The following is a 13,834-nucleotide window of genomic DNA, read 5'->3' on the forward strand; positions in this document are numbered from 1 at the left end:
CGAAAGGATCGTGCCGTGAACATCAATTCGACCCTGTTCCTGCAGGCGGTTGTCTTTGCGATCCTCGTCTGGTTCTCGATGCGCTATATCTGGCCGCCGATCACCAAGGCGCTGGATGAGCGGGCCCGCAAGATCGCCGATGGCCTGGCTGCGGCCGACAAGGCCAAGTCCGAGCTGGCGCAAGCCAACCAGCGCGTCGAGCAGCAGCTGAGCGCTGCGCGCGACGACGCCGGCAAGCGCCTGGCCGACGCCGAGCGCCTGGCCCAGTCCATCGTCGAGGAAGCCAAGCAACGCGCCAACGACGAAGGTGCCAAGATCGTCGCCGCCGCCAAGGCCGAGGCCGACCAGGCCATCGTCCAGGCCCGCGAAGCCCTGCGCGAGCAGGTGGCTGCGCTGGCCGTCAAGGGTGCCGAGCAGATCCTGCGTCGCGAGGTCAATGCCAGCGTGCATGCCGATCTGCTGCAGCGCCTGAAGACGGAACTCTGACGCCATGGCCGAGCTTGCAACCATCGCGAGGCCCTATGCCGAGGCGCTGTTCAAGGCCGGCGGCGACGCGCAGACCGCACAGCAACTGAACGCACTGGCCGCCGTGGCGGCCGATGCCCGGTTGCAGCAGTTCGCCGACAACCCGAAGGCCCAGCCCGACCAGGTCTATGACCTGATCACGTCGGTGGCCAACCAGCCGCTGTCGCCGGCGCTGCAGAACTTCCTGCGCACCGTGATCGACAACGGCCGGCTCGCCGCGCTGCCCGAGATCGCTGCCCAGTTCCATGCGCTGGTCAATGCCCGTTCGGGCATTTCCGACGCAGCCATCTACAGCGCCTTCCCGATCGACGACACCGCTCTGGCCGAGATGGTGGCTGCGCTCGAAAGGCGCTTCGGGCGCAAGCTCAATCCCACCGTCTGGATCGATCCGGCGCTGATCGGCGGCGTCCGCGTCGTCGTGGGCGACGAAGTGCTCGACACCTCGGTGAAGGCACGTCTCGAACAGATGAAGGTCGCGCTCACCGCCTGAGTGTCCTCGGCCCCGCGGCCGACCGGAGAAAGCTATGCAACTGAATCCCGCTGAAATTTCCGAACTGATCAAGAGCCGCATCGAGGGCCTGCAAGCCTCGTCGGACATCCGCAACCAGGGTACCGTCGTGTCGGTCACCGACGGCATCGTGCGTGTGCACGGCCTGTCGGACGTGATGCAGGGCGAGATGCTCGAGTTCCCGGCCGGCAAGGACGGCCAGCCCTCGTACGGCCTGGCACTGAACCTCGAGCGCGACTCGGTCGGCTCGGTGATCCTGGGCGAGTACGAGCACATCTCCGAAGGCGACACGGTCAAGTGCACCGGCCGCATCCTGGAAGTGCCGGTCGGCCCCGAGCTGATCGGCCGCGTGGTCAACGCGCTCGGCCAGCCGATCGACGGCAAGGGCCCGATCAACGCCAAGCTGACCGACGTGATCGAGAAGGTCGCCCCGGGCGTGATCGCCCGCAAGTCGGTGGACCAGCCGGTGCAGACCGGCCTGAAGTCGATCGACTCGATGGTGCCCATCGGCCGTGGCCAGCGCGAGCTGATCATCGGCGACCGCCAGACCGGCAAGAGCGCCGTGGCGATCGACGCGATCATCAGCCAGAAGGGTCAGAACATGACCTGCATCTACGTTGCGATCGGCCAGAAGGCTTCGTCGATCAAGAACGTGGTGCGCGCGCTGGAGCAAGCCGGCGCGATGGACTACACCATCGTCGTGGCCGCCTCGGCTTCTGAATCCGCTGCCATGCAGTACGTGTCGGCCTACTCGGGCTGCACGATGGGCGAGTACTTCCGCGATCGCGGCCAGGACGCGCTGATCGTGTACGACGACCTGTCCAAGCAGGCCGTGGCCTACCGCCAGGTCTCGCTGCTGCTGCGCCGCCCGCCGGGCCGCGAAGCCTTCCCCGGCGACGTGTTCTATCTCCACAGCCGCCTGCTGGAGCGTGCCGCCCGCGTGAACGCCGACTACGTCGAAGCCTTCACCAAGGGTGAAGTCAAGGGCAAGACGGGTTCGCTGACGGCGCTGCCGATCATCGAAACGCAGGCCGGCGACGTGTCCGCCTTCGTGCCGACCAACGTGATCTCGATCACCGACGGCCAGATCTTCCTGGAAACCAGCCTGTTCAACGCCGGTATCCGCCCCGCCATCAACGCCGGTATCTCGGTGTCGCGCGTCGGTGGTGCCGCCCAGACCAAGCTGATCAAGGGCCTGTCCGGCGGTATCCGTACCGACCTGGCGCAGTACCGTGAGCTGGCCGCCTTCGCGCAGTTCGCCTCCGACCTGGACGCCGCCACCCGCAAGCAGCTGGACCGCGGTGCCCGCGTGACCGAGCTGCTGAAGCAGGCCCAGTACTCGCCGCTGCCCATCAGCCTGATGGCTGCCACGCTGTTCGCGGTGAACAAGGGCTACATGGACGACGTCGAGGTCAAGAAGATCCTGGCCTTCGAACACGGCCTGCACCAGCACCTGAAGACCAGCCACGCGGCCCTGCTGCAGACGCTGGAAACCGAAAAGGCGCTGAGCAAGGATTCCGAGGCCAAGCTGACGGACGCGGTCGCTTCGTTCAAGAAGTCGTTCGCCTAACAGGAGCCCGAGATGGCTGTCGGCAAGGAAATACGCGGCAAGATCAAATCGGTGGAAAACACCAAGAAGATCACCAAGGCCATGGAAATGGTCGCCGCTTCCAAGATGCGCAAGGCGCAGGAGCGGATGCGCGGCGCGCGTCCGTACAGCGACAAGATCCGCAACATCACGGCCAACCTGTCGAACGCGAACCCCGAGTACCAGTCGGCCTACATGCGGACCGACGGCACGTCGAAGGTCGCGGGCTATGTCGTCGTCACGACCGACAAGGGCCTGTGCGGTGGCCTGAACACCAACGTGCTGCGTGCCGTCACGGCCCGCATGCGTGAGGACCAGGCCGCCGGCTTCAAGGCGCAGGCCGTGGCCATTGGCAACAAGGGCTACGGCTTCCTGAACCGCATGGGCGCACCGGTGGTGAGCCACGCGGTGCAGCTCGGCGATGCGCCGGTGCTCGACAAGCTGATCGGCCCCGTCAAGGTGATGCTCGATGCGTTCGTCGAGGGCAAGGTCGACAAGGTCTACCTCTGCTACACCCGCTTCATCAACACGATGCGGCAGGAGCCGGTGATCGAGCAGCTGCTGCCGCTCGACAGCTCGCGCCTGGCGCAGACCGCGGAAGAGAAGCAGGCCTACGGCTGGGATTACATCTACGAGCCCGATGCCGCCACGGTGATCGACGACCTGCTCACCCGCTACATCGAGGCGCTGGTGTACCAGGCTGTCGCCGAGAACATGGCGTCGGAGCAGTCGGCCCGGATGGTTGCCATGAAGGCCGCCACCGACAACGCCGGCAACCTGATCGGTGAGCTGAAGCTGGTCTACAACAAGACCCGCCAGGCAGCGATCACGAAGGAACTCTCCGAGATCGTCAGCGGCGCCGCTGCAGTGTGACGGAAAAGATTAAAGGAACTGACATGACGCAAGCCCAAGGCAAGATCGTCCAATGCATCGGCGCGGTGGTGGACGTTGAATTCCCCCGCGAGAACATGCCGCGCGTGTACGACGCGCTCAAGATGGAAGGCTCGGCGCTGACGCTGGAAGTGCAGCAGCAGCTGGGCGACGGCGTGGTGCGCACCATTGCGCTGGGGTCGTCCGACGGCCTGCGCCGCGGCACCATGGTCTACAACACCGGCGCCGCCATCTCGGTGCCGGTCGGCAAGGCCACCCTGGGCCGCATCATGGACGTGCTGGGCTCGCCGATCGACGAGCGCGGCCCCGTGAGCCAGGAACTCACCGCGTCCATCCACCGCAAGGCCCCGACGTACGACGAGCTGTCGCCGTCGACCGAGCTGCTGGAAACCGGCATCAAGGTGATCGACCTGATCTGCCCGTTCGCCAAGGGCGGCAAGGTGGGTCTGTTCGGTGGCGCCGGCGTCGGCAAGACCGTGAACATGATGGAGCTCATCAACAACATCGCCAAGGCGCACAGCGGCCTGTCGGTGTTTGCCGGTGTGGGCGAGCGTACCCGCGAGGGCAACGACTTCTATCACGAGATGGCCGACTCGGGCGTCGTCAACCTCGAGAGCCTGCCGGACTCGAAGGTGGCCATGGTCTACGGCCAGATGAACGAGCCGCCGGGCAACCGCCTGCGCGTGGCCCTGACCGGCCTGACCATCGCCGAGTCGTTCCGCGACGAAGGCCGTGACGTGCTTTTCTTCGTGGACAACATCTACCGCTACACCCTGGCCGGTACCGAAGTGTCGGCACTGCTGGGCCGCATGCCTTCCGCCGTGGGCTACCAGCCGACGCTGGCCGAGGAAATGGGCCGCCTGCAGGAGCGGATCACGTCGACCAAGGTCGGCTCGATCACCTCGATCCAGGCCGTGTACGTGCCTGCGGACGACCTGACCGACCCGTCGCCTGCCACCACCTTCGCCCACCTGGACGCCACCGTCGTGCTGTCGCGTGACATCGCCGCGCTGGGCATCTACCCCGCCGTGGACCCGCTCGACTCGACCTCTCGCCAGGTCGACCCGAACGTGGTGGGTGAAGAGCACTACAACACCACCCGCGCCGTGCAGGGCATCCTGCAGCGCTACAAGGAACTGCGCGACATCATCGCGATCCTGGGCATGGACGAGCTCTCGCCGGAAGACAAGCTGGCCGTGGCACGTGCCCGGAAGATCCAGCGTTTCCTGTCGCAGCCGTTCCACGTGGCCGAGGTGTTCACCGGCTCGCCTGGCAAGTACGTGTCGCTGAAGGACACGATCAAGGGCTTCAAGGCCATCGTGGCCGGCGAATACGACCACCTTCCCGAGCAGGCCTTCTACATGGTCGGCACGATCGAAGAAGCCGTCGAAAAAAGCCAAGAAGCTGCAGTAAGCGCGGAGCATCGACATGGCCACCCTACACGTGGATGTCGTTTCGGCCGAGGAGCTCATCTTCTCGGGCGAGGCGAAGTTCGTCGCACTGCCGGGCGAAAACGGCGAGCTGGGCATCCTGCCCCGCCACACGCCGCTGATCACCCGGATCAAGCCCGGCGCGGTGCGCATCGAGCGCGCCGACAACGGCGAGGAAGAGTTCGTGTTCGTGGCGGGTGGCATCCTCGAGGTGCAGCCTGGCACCGTGACGGTGCTTGCTGACACCGCCATCCGCGGCCATGACCTGGACGAGGCCAAGGCGGCCGAGGCCAAGAAGGCGGCCGAGGAGGCGATGAAGAACGCCAAGACCGACATCGACTTCGCGGCGGCACAGAGCGAGTTCGCCGCCATGGCGGCCCAGCTCGCGGCGCTGCGCAAATTCCGCGGCAACAAGTAAGTCACCCGCGGCGCGACGGCGCCGTCGGGCACAAAAAAGCGGGCCGAGGCCCGCTTTTTCTTTGCCTGCCGCCGGTGAGGGCGGCAAGGCGAGGCAGTTGCCTACGCTCAGTTCGAGCGGCGACGAGCGGCCATGAAGCCGATGGCGCCCAGGCCAGCCAGGAACAGGGCGTACGTTTCGGGTTCCGGAACGGCGGCCACGACCGACTTCAGGGCGTAGGTGCTGCCCGGGGTGCCGACACCCTTGACCGTGTAGAAATAGTCACCAGCGGCAAGATTTGCCGTAAAGGTGGAGCCAATCGAGCCGCTGGCGATGGAGCCCGGCGACGTGAAGCTCGACAGTTCGAAGAAACCCGCCGAGAACGACGAGGGCAGCACGGCGGTCAGGCCGGCTTCGATGGTGCTCTCGCCCGTCAGGGTGAACGAGAACGTGTCCACGAACGAACCAGCCACGACGGCGAAAGCGTGGTCAGCGCCCGAGGTGATGGAGTCACCGAAGGTGGTGAACACGGTCGTCGAGGCCGCATTGGCCTGTGCGCAGGCCAGAACGACTGCAGCCAGTACGGCCGATTGCTTGAGAACTTGCTTCATGAAGATGGCTCCTCCTGATGTGCCACTGAACCCCCGGCCTGCCCATCAGGCCGAAATACGGTGCAGCAACGGCATCACGCCGGTTGCAGTGCAGCAAGAAGAGCGCCAATGTTCGGGTTTCCCCCTGAACGGGGGCAGGGTTCCCGAAAGTTTGTGTCAAGGTGTCCATGGGGTATCCGGCAGTTCATTGTGCGGAACGTCACTGTCACCGGCCGGAAAACGGGCCGTGAGCAGCGCGTCCACCGCGTCGATGGCCTGGTTCAGGCCCTGCTCGAACCGGCCGGCACGGAACGCCTCGCGCATGCCGTGCAGGATCGACTGCCATTGCGTCGAGTCCACCGCGCGTGACAGTCCCCGGTCCGCCACGATCTCGATGGCGTGGTCGGCCATCAGCAGGTAGATGAGCACGCCGTTGTTCTGCTCGGTGTCCCATACCCGCAGCTTGCCGAAGAGCGTGACCGCGCGGTCACGCGCGCTGAGGTCGTTCCACAGATAGGACAGGGGCAGTCCGGCCTCCACCGCCAAGCGGATCTCGCCGGTATGGCGGCGCTCACTGGCTTCCACGCGAGCCTCTAGCCGAGCCATCGCCTCGGCGTCCAGTGCGCGGCTGACGTCGGATTCGTCGAGCAGGCGGTGCCGCAGCAGCCTCAGCCAGCGGGAGCGATGTTGCCGTGCCATCACCAGTCCCCCGAGGCGCCGCCGCCGCCAAAATCGCCGCCACCGCCGGAAGAGAACCCGCCGCCGCCAAAGCCGCCGCTACCCCCGCCAAAGCCGCCGCCGCCGAAGATGATGGGTGGAATGCCCGCCCGGCCACCGCGCCGCAGGCCGCCAGCGCGGCGCCCGGCGCTACCCACGCCCAGCAACCCGACCAGCACCAGGGACACCACCGCCACCGCGCCGCCCATCAGCAGGCTGGCCGACAGCAGCCATCCCAGGCCACCGGCGGCGCCCGCCGTCACCACCGAGCCCAGCTTGCGCCCAAGCACGCCGGTGAGCACTGCGCCCACGACCGGCACGCCGACGAAGAAGAACAACATCAACTCTTCCCACTGCGGGCCGGGTTGCGCGTCGCCGCTGCTGGCGGGCGCCGCCTCCGGCGCGGGGAGGTTCTCGCCGCGGATGCGGGCAATCAGTGCGTCCACGGCGGCCTGCAGGCCGCCCGCATAGTCGTTCGCCCGGAAGGCCGGCACGATGGTGCGCTCGATGATCTGGCGCGCGGCCAGGTCCGGCACTGCGCCCTCCAGCGCCTTGGCCGGTGCGATGCGCACCTTGCGATCGTTCTTGGCCACCACCAGCAGCAGGCCGTCGCCCACCTCGCGGCGGCCGATCTTCCAGGCGTCGCCCAGACGCTGCGTGAAGTCGGTGATGTCCTCCGGTTGTGTCGTGGGCACGATGACGACCACGATCTGGGGCCCCTGCTGGGCCTCGAAGCCGGCCAGCTTGGCGTCCAGCGCGGCGGCCTGTTCGGGGGTGACGGTGCCGGTCTGGTCGATCACCCGGCCGCTGAGCGCAGGCACCGGCACCAGCGCGGGCTGGGCGTGCAGGGCGACGGCCGGCCACAGCAGCGCCAGCGTCATCGCCAGCAGGGGCAGGCAGCCAGCCAGCCACCGCAGCCGGGCCCGGGCCGGTGCAAGCGAGGGATGGAAGAGCGCCAGCGCGGCGCGCATGCGCTTACCTCGATGCCGCGGGCGCGGCCGGCTTGCCGAAGTCCACCGTCGGCGGCGTGGAGATCTGCGCCTCGTTCTGCACGGTGAAGCTGGGCTTGACCTCGTAGCTGAAGATCTTGGCCGTGAGGTTGGTGGGGAAGCTGCGAGCCAGCACGTTGTAGTCGGCCACCGTCTTGATGTAGCGGTTGCGGGCCACGGTGATGCGGTTCTCGGTGCCTTCCAGCTGCACCCGCAGGTCCTGGAAGCCCTGGTTGGCCTTCAGGTTGGGGTACTGCTCGGACACCACCAGCAGCCGGCTCAGGGCGCTGCTTAGCTCGCCCTGTGCGGCCTGGAATCTCTGGAATGCCTCGGGGTTCTCGATCAGCTCGGGCGTGGCCTGGATCGAGGTGGCACGCGAACGCGCCTCGATGACGCGGGTGAGCGTCTCCTGTTCAAAGGCCGCCTCGCCCTTCACCGTGTTCACGATGTTGGGGATGAGGTCGGCGCGGCGCTGGTACTGGTTCAGCACCTCGCTCCAGCTGGCCTTGGTCTCTTCGTCCAGGCGCTGGAAGTCGTTGTAGCCGCAGCCGGACAACAGGGCGGCAGTGCTCAGCACGGTGGCCGCCAGGACGCTGCGGGCGGCGGTTCGGGGAGTGCGCATCGGGGGTTTCCTCCTGTTTCGGGGCATGCTACCCCGCTGCTCTAGGTGCGCGCGTCACGGCGCGCTTTCAAGCGCAGGGCACATACTGGGCCCACATGACCACCTCCCTGCACGATGCCCTGCGTGGCGCCCGCCAACCCGCCCCGAGTACCGCCCCCGCCGTGCGCCGCGCCGTCGTGGCCGGCGCCGCCGGCGCGCTGGGTGCCGCGGTGCTCGAACAGCTCCTCGGCCGCGGTGGCTTTGCCCAGGTGGCCATCACCACGGTGCAGCCGCTGCAACCCACGTTGCGCGGCATGTGCACGCTGCCCTGGCCGGCGGACGTCGCCACGCTGTCGGCCTTCGGTGCCGCCACGGGCGTGGTGGTGCTGGACGCTCCCCGGCATGCCAACGGCCGCGAGGCGGCCATGCACCGGCCCATGCCGCAAGACCTGCCGGCGCTGGCTGCATGGATGCACGACGCCGGCATCCAGGACCTGCTGGTGGTGCTGCCGCACGACGCCGCCCGGGCGCCCGAAGCGCTGAAGGCGGGCCTGGCCACGCTGGACGAGCAGGCCGTGGCGGCCCTGGGCTTCCGGCACGTGGTGTTCATGCGGCCGGCGCGCGCACCGCAGCGCCAGGCCGCTGGCGGTGCACTGGCCCGCGTGGCCGAGCTGATGCTGTCGCAGCTGCGTTTCATGGTGCCGCAGCGCGACCTGCCGGTGCGCGCGGCCAAGGTGGCCGAGTTCGCGGCGGAGCTGGCCCGCGGTCTGGCCGATGCGCCAGGCGGCACCCGGGTGGTGCCGGCGGAACTGGTGTGGCAGGCGGCCCAGCAGGCCGATGCGGCCGCACTCGCACGTGCCTGGCTGGCCGGCGAGGCGCTGCCCCCGGCCCACGAGCGCGCCCGCCGCATGTAGCTGCCGCGCCACGCCAAGGCGGCCGGCGCCGATAATCCGCCGATGCCAGCCCCTCTGCAAAACGACAGCTTCCTGCGCGCCTGCCTGCGCCAGCCCACAGACCACACGCCCATCTGGCTCATGCGCCAGGCCGGGCGCTACCTGCCGGAGTACAACGCCACCCGCGCGCGTGCAGGCAGCTTCATGGGCCTGGCCACCAGCCCGGCCTATGCCACCGAGGTGACGCTGCAGCCGCTAGAGCGCTTTCCGCTGGATGCGGCCATCCTGTTCTCCGACATCCTCACGGTGCCCGACGCCATGGGCCTGGGCCTAAGCTTCGCCATCGGCGAAGGCCCGCGATTCGCCACTCCAGTGCGCGACGAGGCGGCGGTGGACGCGCTGGCCGTGCCCGACATGGACAAGCTGCGCTACGTCTTCGATGCGGTGCGCTCCATCCGCCAGGCGCTGAACGGGCGGGTGCCGCTGATCGGCTTTTCCGGCAGCCCATTCACCCTGGCCTGCTACATGGTGGAAGGCGCGGGCAGCGACGACTACCGCCGCATCAAGACGATGCTGTACGCCAGGCCCGACCTGCTGCATCGCATCCTGGCCATCAATGCGGAGGCGGTGGCGCAGTACCTCAATGCGCAGATCGACGCCGGCGCCCAGGCGGTCATGCTGTTCGACAGCTGGGGTGGCGTGCTGGCCGATGGCGCCTTCCAGGCATTCAGCCTGGCCTACACGGCCCGCGTCCTGGCGGCGCTGAAGCGCCAGGACGCCGACGGCCAACCCGTGCCGTGCATCGTCTTCACCAAGGGCGGCGGCCAGTGGCTGGAGCAGGTGGCCGCGCTGGGCCCCGACGTGATCGGCCTCGACTGGACGACTGACCTTCGCGCCGCCCGTGCCCGCGTGGGCGACCGCGTGGCCCTGCAGGGCAACCTCGATCCGATGGTGCTGTTTGCCGGCGAGCAGGCCGTGCGGGCCGAAGCGCGCAGGGTGCTGGACCGCTTCGGCCCGCCGGCCGGTGGCGGCCATGTATTCAACCTGGGGCACGGCATCTCGCAGCACACGCCGCCGGACGCCGTCAGCGCGTTGGTAGATGAAGTGCACCGGCATTCACGCGCCCTGCGGCAGGGCGCGTAAGCCACCGGCCGAGCGCTGGAAAGCTTGACTTATCCCCAGATCGGCGTTCTCGCATGGCGCCTTTTGCAGATTTCCAGGCCGGCTGCCAGCGCTGGGGGCCTTGTTCTAAGTGCTTGATTTTCTTGGCGATGCGGCTCTGCCGCTTTTGTGGGCAACCTGTCATGCCTGCCCGGCGAATCAAGCATTTAGCGCGTCTGCCATCAGCTTCTGCACAAAGATATCCACAGAAATTCGGGGCAACTCGGGCAAACCCGGAACGCTCGCCAACCTAGGGATGCCGCAGGCCGTCGCAGCCGGTGCAACAGCCTTCCAAAAATATCGCGCGGGGGCTTGACTTATCCCCACTTCCACGAACTTCGGCGACGGCAACCTTGGCGGCGAGTGGATGGTTCCTCACTTCAACTGTCATACGCTAAGTCTTTGATTTTTATGATTTCTTTCGTTGCCTCAGGAAGAGGCAGCCTAAGCGGCTTGCCTTGCCAATCAAGGGCTTAGCGCATCTGCCTCCAGCTTCTGCACAAAGTTATCCACAGAAAAACTGGGCAAGTTTTCGATTGACAGAATGCAAACGAGTGCTATTCGGATGGCTGCCTTGCCTTTGGCTCGCGCTTCAATGACACGCCCAGCGGAGTTGCCAACATCGTGCGAGTCCGCTTGACTTATCCCCAAAAAACGGCTTTGCGCTGGCAGGGGATCGCGGGTAGGGCCAGGGGCGGCAGAATGACCCAAAACCGTGCTAAGTGCTTGATTTTGTTCGCGCAGGCACATGCTGCAAGCTTGGGCAAACCAACGCTGATGCCCGGCGGATCAAGCAGTTAGCGCGTCTACCTCCAGGTTTTGCACAAAGTTATCCACAGAAAATCTGAGCAAGTTCCGAAAGCCGTTTGCCATCAAGCACTTAGACGTCATCCCTCAGGCAGAACCGAGCTTCGGTGTGCAAGTTGAGCATGCAGTCACCGTGTCCGTGGCGGTGGAAACGCCGCAGCACAGCGGTCTGGGCATGCCGCTGGACTACGCCAGCCCGCAACCGCTGCCGCCCGGTACCTTGGTGCGGGTGCCGCTGGGGCGTCGCGACGTGCCAGGCATCGTCTGGCAGCGGCCGCCCCAGGCCGAGGCGCCGCCCGATTTGCGCCCGGTGCGCGAGGTGGTGTCGGCCCTGCCGCCGCTGGGCGCGCACTGGCGGCAGCTGGTGGCCTTCGCGGCGGCGTATTACCAGCGTGGGCTGGGGGAGCTGGCCTTGGCCGTGCTGCCGCCTGAGCTGCGCAAGCTGGACGATGTGCAGCTGGCCCGGCGGGTGTCGCGGCTGCGCAAGGCGACGGCGCCCGTCGTCGGCCCGGCTGCACCGCGTGTCGTCGAGCGCGCCGCCGCGGACATCGGTGCCGCGCGGGCTGACGAAGTACCGCCGGCGGACCTGCCGCCCAGCCGCCCGCCGCTGAACGACGAGCAGCAGATGGCCGTGCAGGCCATCGGCGCGGCAGCGGGCACCTACCTGCTGCACGGTGTCACCGGCAGCGGCAAGACCGAGGTGTACCTGCATGCGGCGGAGGCGGCACTGGCGGCCGGCCGCCAGGTGCTGGTCATGGTCCCGGAGATCAACCTCACGCCTCAGCTCGAGGCCCGCTTTGCGGAGCGCTTCGCCGGCCGGCGGCTGGTGTCGCTGCACAGCGCGCTCACGCCAGCGCAGCGGCTCAAGCACTGGCTGCTGGCGCACCTGGGCGAGGCCGACCTGGTGCTCGGCACGCGGCTGGCAGTGTTCGCCTCGTTGCCGCGGCTGGGGCTGATCGTGGCCGACGAGGAACACGACCCCTCCTTCAAGCAGCAGGAGGGCGCCCGCTACTCGGCGCGCGACCTGGCGGTGTACCGCGGCCATCTGGAAGGCGTGCCGGTGGTGCTGGGCTCGGCCACCCCCTCCCTGGAAACCTGGCAGCGGGTGCAGGAAGGGCGCTACACCCGGCTGGCGCTGTCGCAGCGCATCGGCGGCGGCGTGCTGCCGCGGGTGCGGCTGTTCGACATGAACACGCTGCCCCGCCAGCGTGGTGCCGCTGCGCCGGCCCTGGCGCCGATGATCGTGGACGCGGTGGCCGAGCGCATCGAGCGCGGCGAGCAGAGCCTGCTGTTCCTCAACCGCCGCGGCTATGCCCCGGTGCTGCATTGCACCGCCTGCGGGTGGAAGAGCGGCTGCCCGCATTGCAGCGCCTGGCGCGTGTTCCACAAGGGCGATCGCAGCCTGCGCTGCCATCACTGCGGCTTCAGCGAGCGCGTGCCGCGCGCCTGCCCCGACTGCGGCAACCTCGACATCGCGCCGCTGGGCCGCGGCACCGAGCGGCTGGAGGAGCAGATCGCCGAGCTGCTGCCCGGCGCCCGCGTGGCCCGCATCGACGCCGACACCACGCGGCTCAAGGGCTCGCTGGAAGCGCAGCTGGGCGCGGTGCATGCGGGCGACGTGGACGTGCTGGTGGGCACCCAGATGATTGCCAAAGGCCATGATTTCCGCCGCATCACGCTGGTGGCCGCGGTGAACCCGGACAGCGCGCTGTTCGCCAGCGACTTCCGCGCGCCGGAGCGCCTCTTCTCGCTGCTGATGCAGGCCGCCGGCCGCGCCGGCCGCGATGCCGAGCATGCGGCCCGCAGCGAGATGTGGGTGCAGAGCTGGCATCCGCAGCATGGCCTGTATGCCGCGCTGCGCAAGCACGATTACGAAGCCTTTGCCGCCACGCAACTGGAGGAACGCCAAGCCGCCGGCCTGCCGCCCTTCAGCAGCCTGGCGCTGCTGCGGGCCGAGGCGCGCGAGGCCAGCATCGCCCAGGCCTTCCTGCGGGAGGCCGCCGCGCAGGCACAGGCGGCGGCCGACGAGGCCGGCGTGACGATCTATCCGCCAGTGCCGCCGCCGGTGGCGCGGGTGGCCGACGTGGACCGCATGCAGATGCTGGTGGAGTCGCCCTCCCGGGTGGCGCTGCAGCGGCTGCTGGCCGACTGGTTGCCGCAGCTGCATGGTCTGCGGACCGTGCACAAGGGCGTGCTGCGCTGGGCGGTGGACGTCGATCCGCTGGCCATCTGAAACCTGTGAACGGACCACTCACGCCCGCTCGACGCGCCCTCACGACCCGGCTCGTCGTTGCAAATGCTCGCCATGGCCCGAGCCATGGCTGCGCTTTGCGCCTGATCCAGGCCGCCATGTCTCGCCGCTCGGTCGCGACTGGTTCATTCACAGGTTCCGAGGCCGGTGCGCCCGCGCAGAATGGCGGCCGACATGCCGTACGCAGGAGCCGCCCGATGACCATGCCCACCTTCGACAGCTTCGCCGACGAAGCCCGCAGCCGCGGCTATCCGCAGGTGCTGGAGCGCAGCTGGCCGGCCGATGCCGTGGTCGAGGACCACAGCCATCCCTTCGCGGTGCAGGCGCTGGTGGTGCAGGGCGAGATGTGGCTCACCGTGGGCGGCGCCACCCGACATCTGCAGGCCGGTGATCGCTTCGAGCTGGACCGCGACGAGCCGCATGCCGAGCGCTATGGCGCCACCGGTGCCACCTACTGGGCAGCACGGCGGGAGTGAGCCGCCGCCG

General features: G+C 68.0%; 13 protein-coding genes and 1 pseudogene. 10 read left to right on the forward strand and 4 right to left on the reverse strand.

The genetic code is table 11. The features are described from left to right. Nucleotides 1-15 precede the first annotated feature (15 nt). The 6 genes and pseudogenes from LRS14_RS14075 to LRS14_RS14100 all read left to right on the forward strand — a co-directional run bounded on the left by LRS14_RS14075 (nucleotide 16) and on the right by LRS14_RS14100 (nucleotide 5,360). A complete protein-coding gene (locus LRS14_RS14075) occupies nucleotides 16-486 on the forward strand; it encodes a F0F1 ATP synthase subunit B (RefSeq protein ID WP_046113322.1) in 471 nt (156 codons plus the stop codon). A 4-nt stretch (nucleotides 487-490) separates the two neighbouring features. After that, nucleotides 491-1,015, forward strand: coding sequence for a F0F1 ATP synthase subunit delta (locus tag LRS14_RS14080; protein ID WP_046113323.1), 525 nt, complete (start codon nucleotides 491-493; stop codon nucleotides 1,013-1,015). A gap of 34 nt (nucleotides 1,016-1,049) precedes the next feature. Next, nucleotides 1,050-2,603: a F0F1 ATP synthase subunit alpha gene (gene atpA, locus LRS14_RS14085; RefSeq protein ID WP_257799940.1), complete on the forward strand. Its 1,554-nt coding sequence runs from the start codon at nucleotides 1,050-1,052 to the stop codon at nucleotides 2,601-2,603. Nucleotides 2,604-2,615: 12 nt separating this feature from the next. Next, a complete protein-coding gene (gene atpG / locus LRS14_RS14090) occupies nucleotides 2,616-3,494 on the forward strand; it encodes a F0F1 ATP synthase subunit gamma (protein ID WP_257799941.1) in 879 nt (292 codons plus the stop codon). 23 nt (nucleotides 3,495-3,517) lie between these two features. Further along, nucleotides 3,518-4,921 (forward strand): annotated as a pseudogene (gene atpD, locus LRS14_RS14095) (F0F1 ATP synthase subunit beta); the annotation flags it as partial. Between the two features lie 19 nt (nucleotides 4,922-4,940). Further along, nucleotides 4,941-5,360: a F0F1 ATP synthase subunit epsilon gene (locus LRS14_RS14100; protein WP_046113327.1), complete on the forward strand. Its 420-nt coding sequence runs from the start codon at nucleotides 4,941-4,943 to the stop codon at nucleotides 5,358-5,360. Between the two features lie 107 nt (nucleotides 5,361-5,467). On the opposite strand, the gene LRS14_RS14105 is transcribed toward LRS14_RS14100, so the two are convergent. The 4 genes from LRS14_RS14105 to LRS14_RS14120 all read right to left on the reverse strand — a co-directional run bounded on the left by LRS14_RS14105 (nucleotide 5,468) and on the right by LRS14_RS14120 (nucleotide 8,257). Further along, nucleotides 5,468-5,950 carry an FxDxF family PEP-CTERM protein gene (locus LRS14_RS14105; protein WP_083440563.1) on the reverse strand — a complete coding sequence of 161 codons (483 nt, stop codon included), beginning with the start codon at nucleotides 5,948-5,950 and terminating at the stop codon, nucleotides 5,468-5,470. Nucleotides 5,951-6,106: 156 nt separating this feature from the next. Continuing rightward, nucleotides 6,107-6,628, reverse strand: a complete 522-nt coding sequence (locus LRS14_RS14110) for a TPM domain-containing protein (RefSeq protein WP_257799942.1) — start codon at nucleotides 6,626-6,628, stop codon at nucleotides 6,107-6,109. Further along, nucleotides 6,628-7,617 (reverse strand): TPM domain-containing protein, encoded by a 990-nt coding sequence (locus tag LRS14_RS14115; protein WP_310740831.1) that lies wholly within the window; start codon nucleotides 7,615-7,617, stop codon nucleotides 6,628-6,630. The genes LRS14_RS14110 and LRS14_RS14115 overlap by 1 nt, the downstream gene beginning before the upstream one ends. A 4-nt stretch (nucleotides 7,618-7,621) precedes the next feature. Beyond that, complete coding sequence (locus tag LRS14_RS14120) at nucleotides 7,622-8,257, reverse strand: LemA family protein (protein WP_046113329.1); 636 nt, start codon at nucleotides 8,255-8,257, stop codon at nucleotides 7,622-7,624. A 95-nt stretch (nucleotides 8,258-8,352) separates the two neighbouring features. Here LRS14_RS14120 and LRS14_RS14125 point away from each other — a divergent pair, with 95 nt between their 5' ends. The 4 genes from LRS14_RS14125 (at nucleotide 8,353) to LRS14_RS14140 (ending at nucleotide 13,824) form a co-directional block, all read left to right on the forward strand. After that, the gene (locus tag LRS14_RS14125; protein ID WP_046113330.1) at nucleotides 8,353-9,150 is read left to right on the forward strand and encodes a hypothetical protein; all 798 of its coding nucleotides are present in this window, start codon (nucleotides 8,353-8,355) and stop codon (nucleotides 9,148-9,150) included. A gap of 42 nt (nucleotides 9,151-9,192) precedes the next feature. Next, on the forward strand, nucleotides 9,193-10,272 hold the full coding sequence (gene hemE, locus LRS14_RS14130; RefSeq protein ID WP_257799943.1) for a uroporphyrinogen decarboxylase: 1,080 nt from the start codon (nucleotides 9,193-9,195) through the stop codon (nucleotides 10,270-10,272). Between the two features lie 1,000 nt (nucleotides 10,273-11,272). Further along, the gene (locus LRS14_RS14135) at nucleotides 11,273-13,330 is read left to right on the forward strand and encodes a primosomal protein N' (RefSeq protein ID WP_404977583.1); all 2,058 of its coding nucleotides are present in this window, start codon (nucleotides 11,273-11,275) and stop codon (nucleotides 13,328-13,330) included. A gap of 215 nt (nucleotides 13,331-13,545) precedes the next feature. Beyond that, complete coding sequence (locus tag LRS14_RS14140; RefSeq protein WP_046113332.1) at nucleotides 13,546-13,824, forward strand: cupin domain-containing protein; 279 nt, start codon at nucleotides 13,546-13,548, stop codon at nucleotides 13,822-13,824. Nucleotides 13,825-13,834: the final 10 nt, after the last annotated feature.

This window comes from Aquincola sp. J276, assembly GCF_024700035.1.
Lineage (GTDB): Bacteria > Pseudomonadota > Gammaproteobacteria > Burkholderiales > Burkholderiaceae_C > Aquincola > Aquincola tertiaricarbonis.

Coding starts and splice junctions, on each gene's coding strand:
- LRS14_RS14080 (WP_046113323.1), top strand. CDS start 491: ATGGCCGAGCTTGCAACCATCGCGAGGCCCTATGCCGAGGCGCTGTTC.
- atpA (WP_257799940.1), top strand. CDS start 1,050: ATGCAACTGAATCCCGCTGAAATTTCCGAACTGATCAAGAGCCGCATC.
- atpG (WP_257799941.1), top strand. CDS start 2,616: ATGGCTGTCGGCAAGGAAATACGCGGCAAGATCAAATCGGTGGAAAAC.
- LRS14_RS14100 (WP_046113327.1), top strand. CDS start 4,941: ATGGCCACCCTACACGTGGATGTCGTTTCGGCCGAGGAGCTCATCTTC.
- LRS14_RS14105 (WP_083440563.1), bottom strand. CDS start 5,950: ATGAAGCAAGTTCTCAAGCAATCGGCCGTACTGGCTGCAGTCGTTCTG.
- LRS14_RS14110 (WP_257799942.1), bottom strand. CDS start 6,628: ATGGCACGGCAACATCGCTCCCGCTGGCTGAGGCTGCTGCGGCACCGC.
- LRS14_RS14115 (WP_310740831.1), bottom strand. CDS start 7,617: ATGCGCGCCGCGCTGGCGCTCTTCCATCCCTCGCTTGCACCGGCCCGG.
- LRS14_RS14120 (WP_046113329.1), bottom strand. CDS start 8,257: ATGCGCACTCCCCGAACCGCCGCCCGCAGCGTCCTGGCGGCCACCGTG.
- LRS14_RS14125 (WP_046113330.1), top strand. CDS start 8,353: ATGACCACCTCCCTGCACGATGCCCTGCGTGGCGCCCGCCAACCCGCC.
- hemE (WP_257799943.1), top strand. CDS start 9,193: ATGCCAGCCCCTCTGCAAAACGACAGCTTCCTGCGCGCCTGCCTGCGC.
- LRS14_RS14135 (WP_404977583.1), top strand. CDS start 11,273: ATGCCGCTGGACTACGCCAGCCCGCAACCGCTGCCGCCCGGTACCTTG.
- LRS14_RS14140 (WP_046113332.1), top strand. CDS start 13,546: ATGACCATGCCCACCTTCGACAGCTTCGCCGACGAAGCCCGCAGCCGC.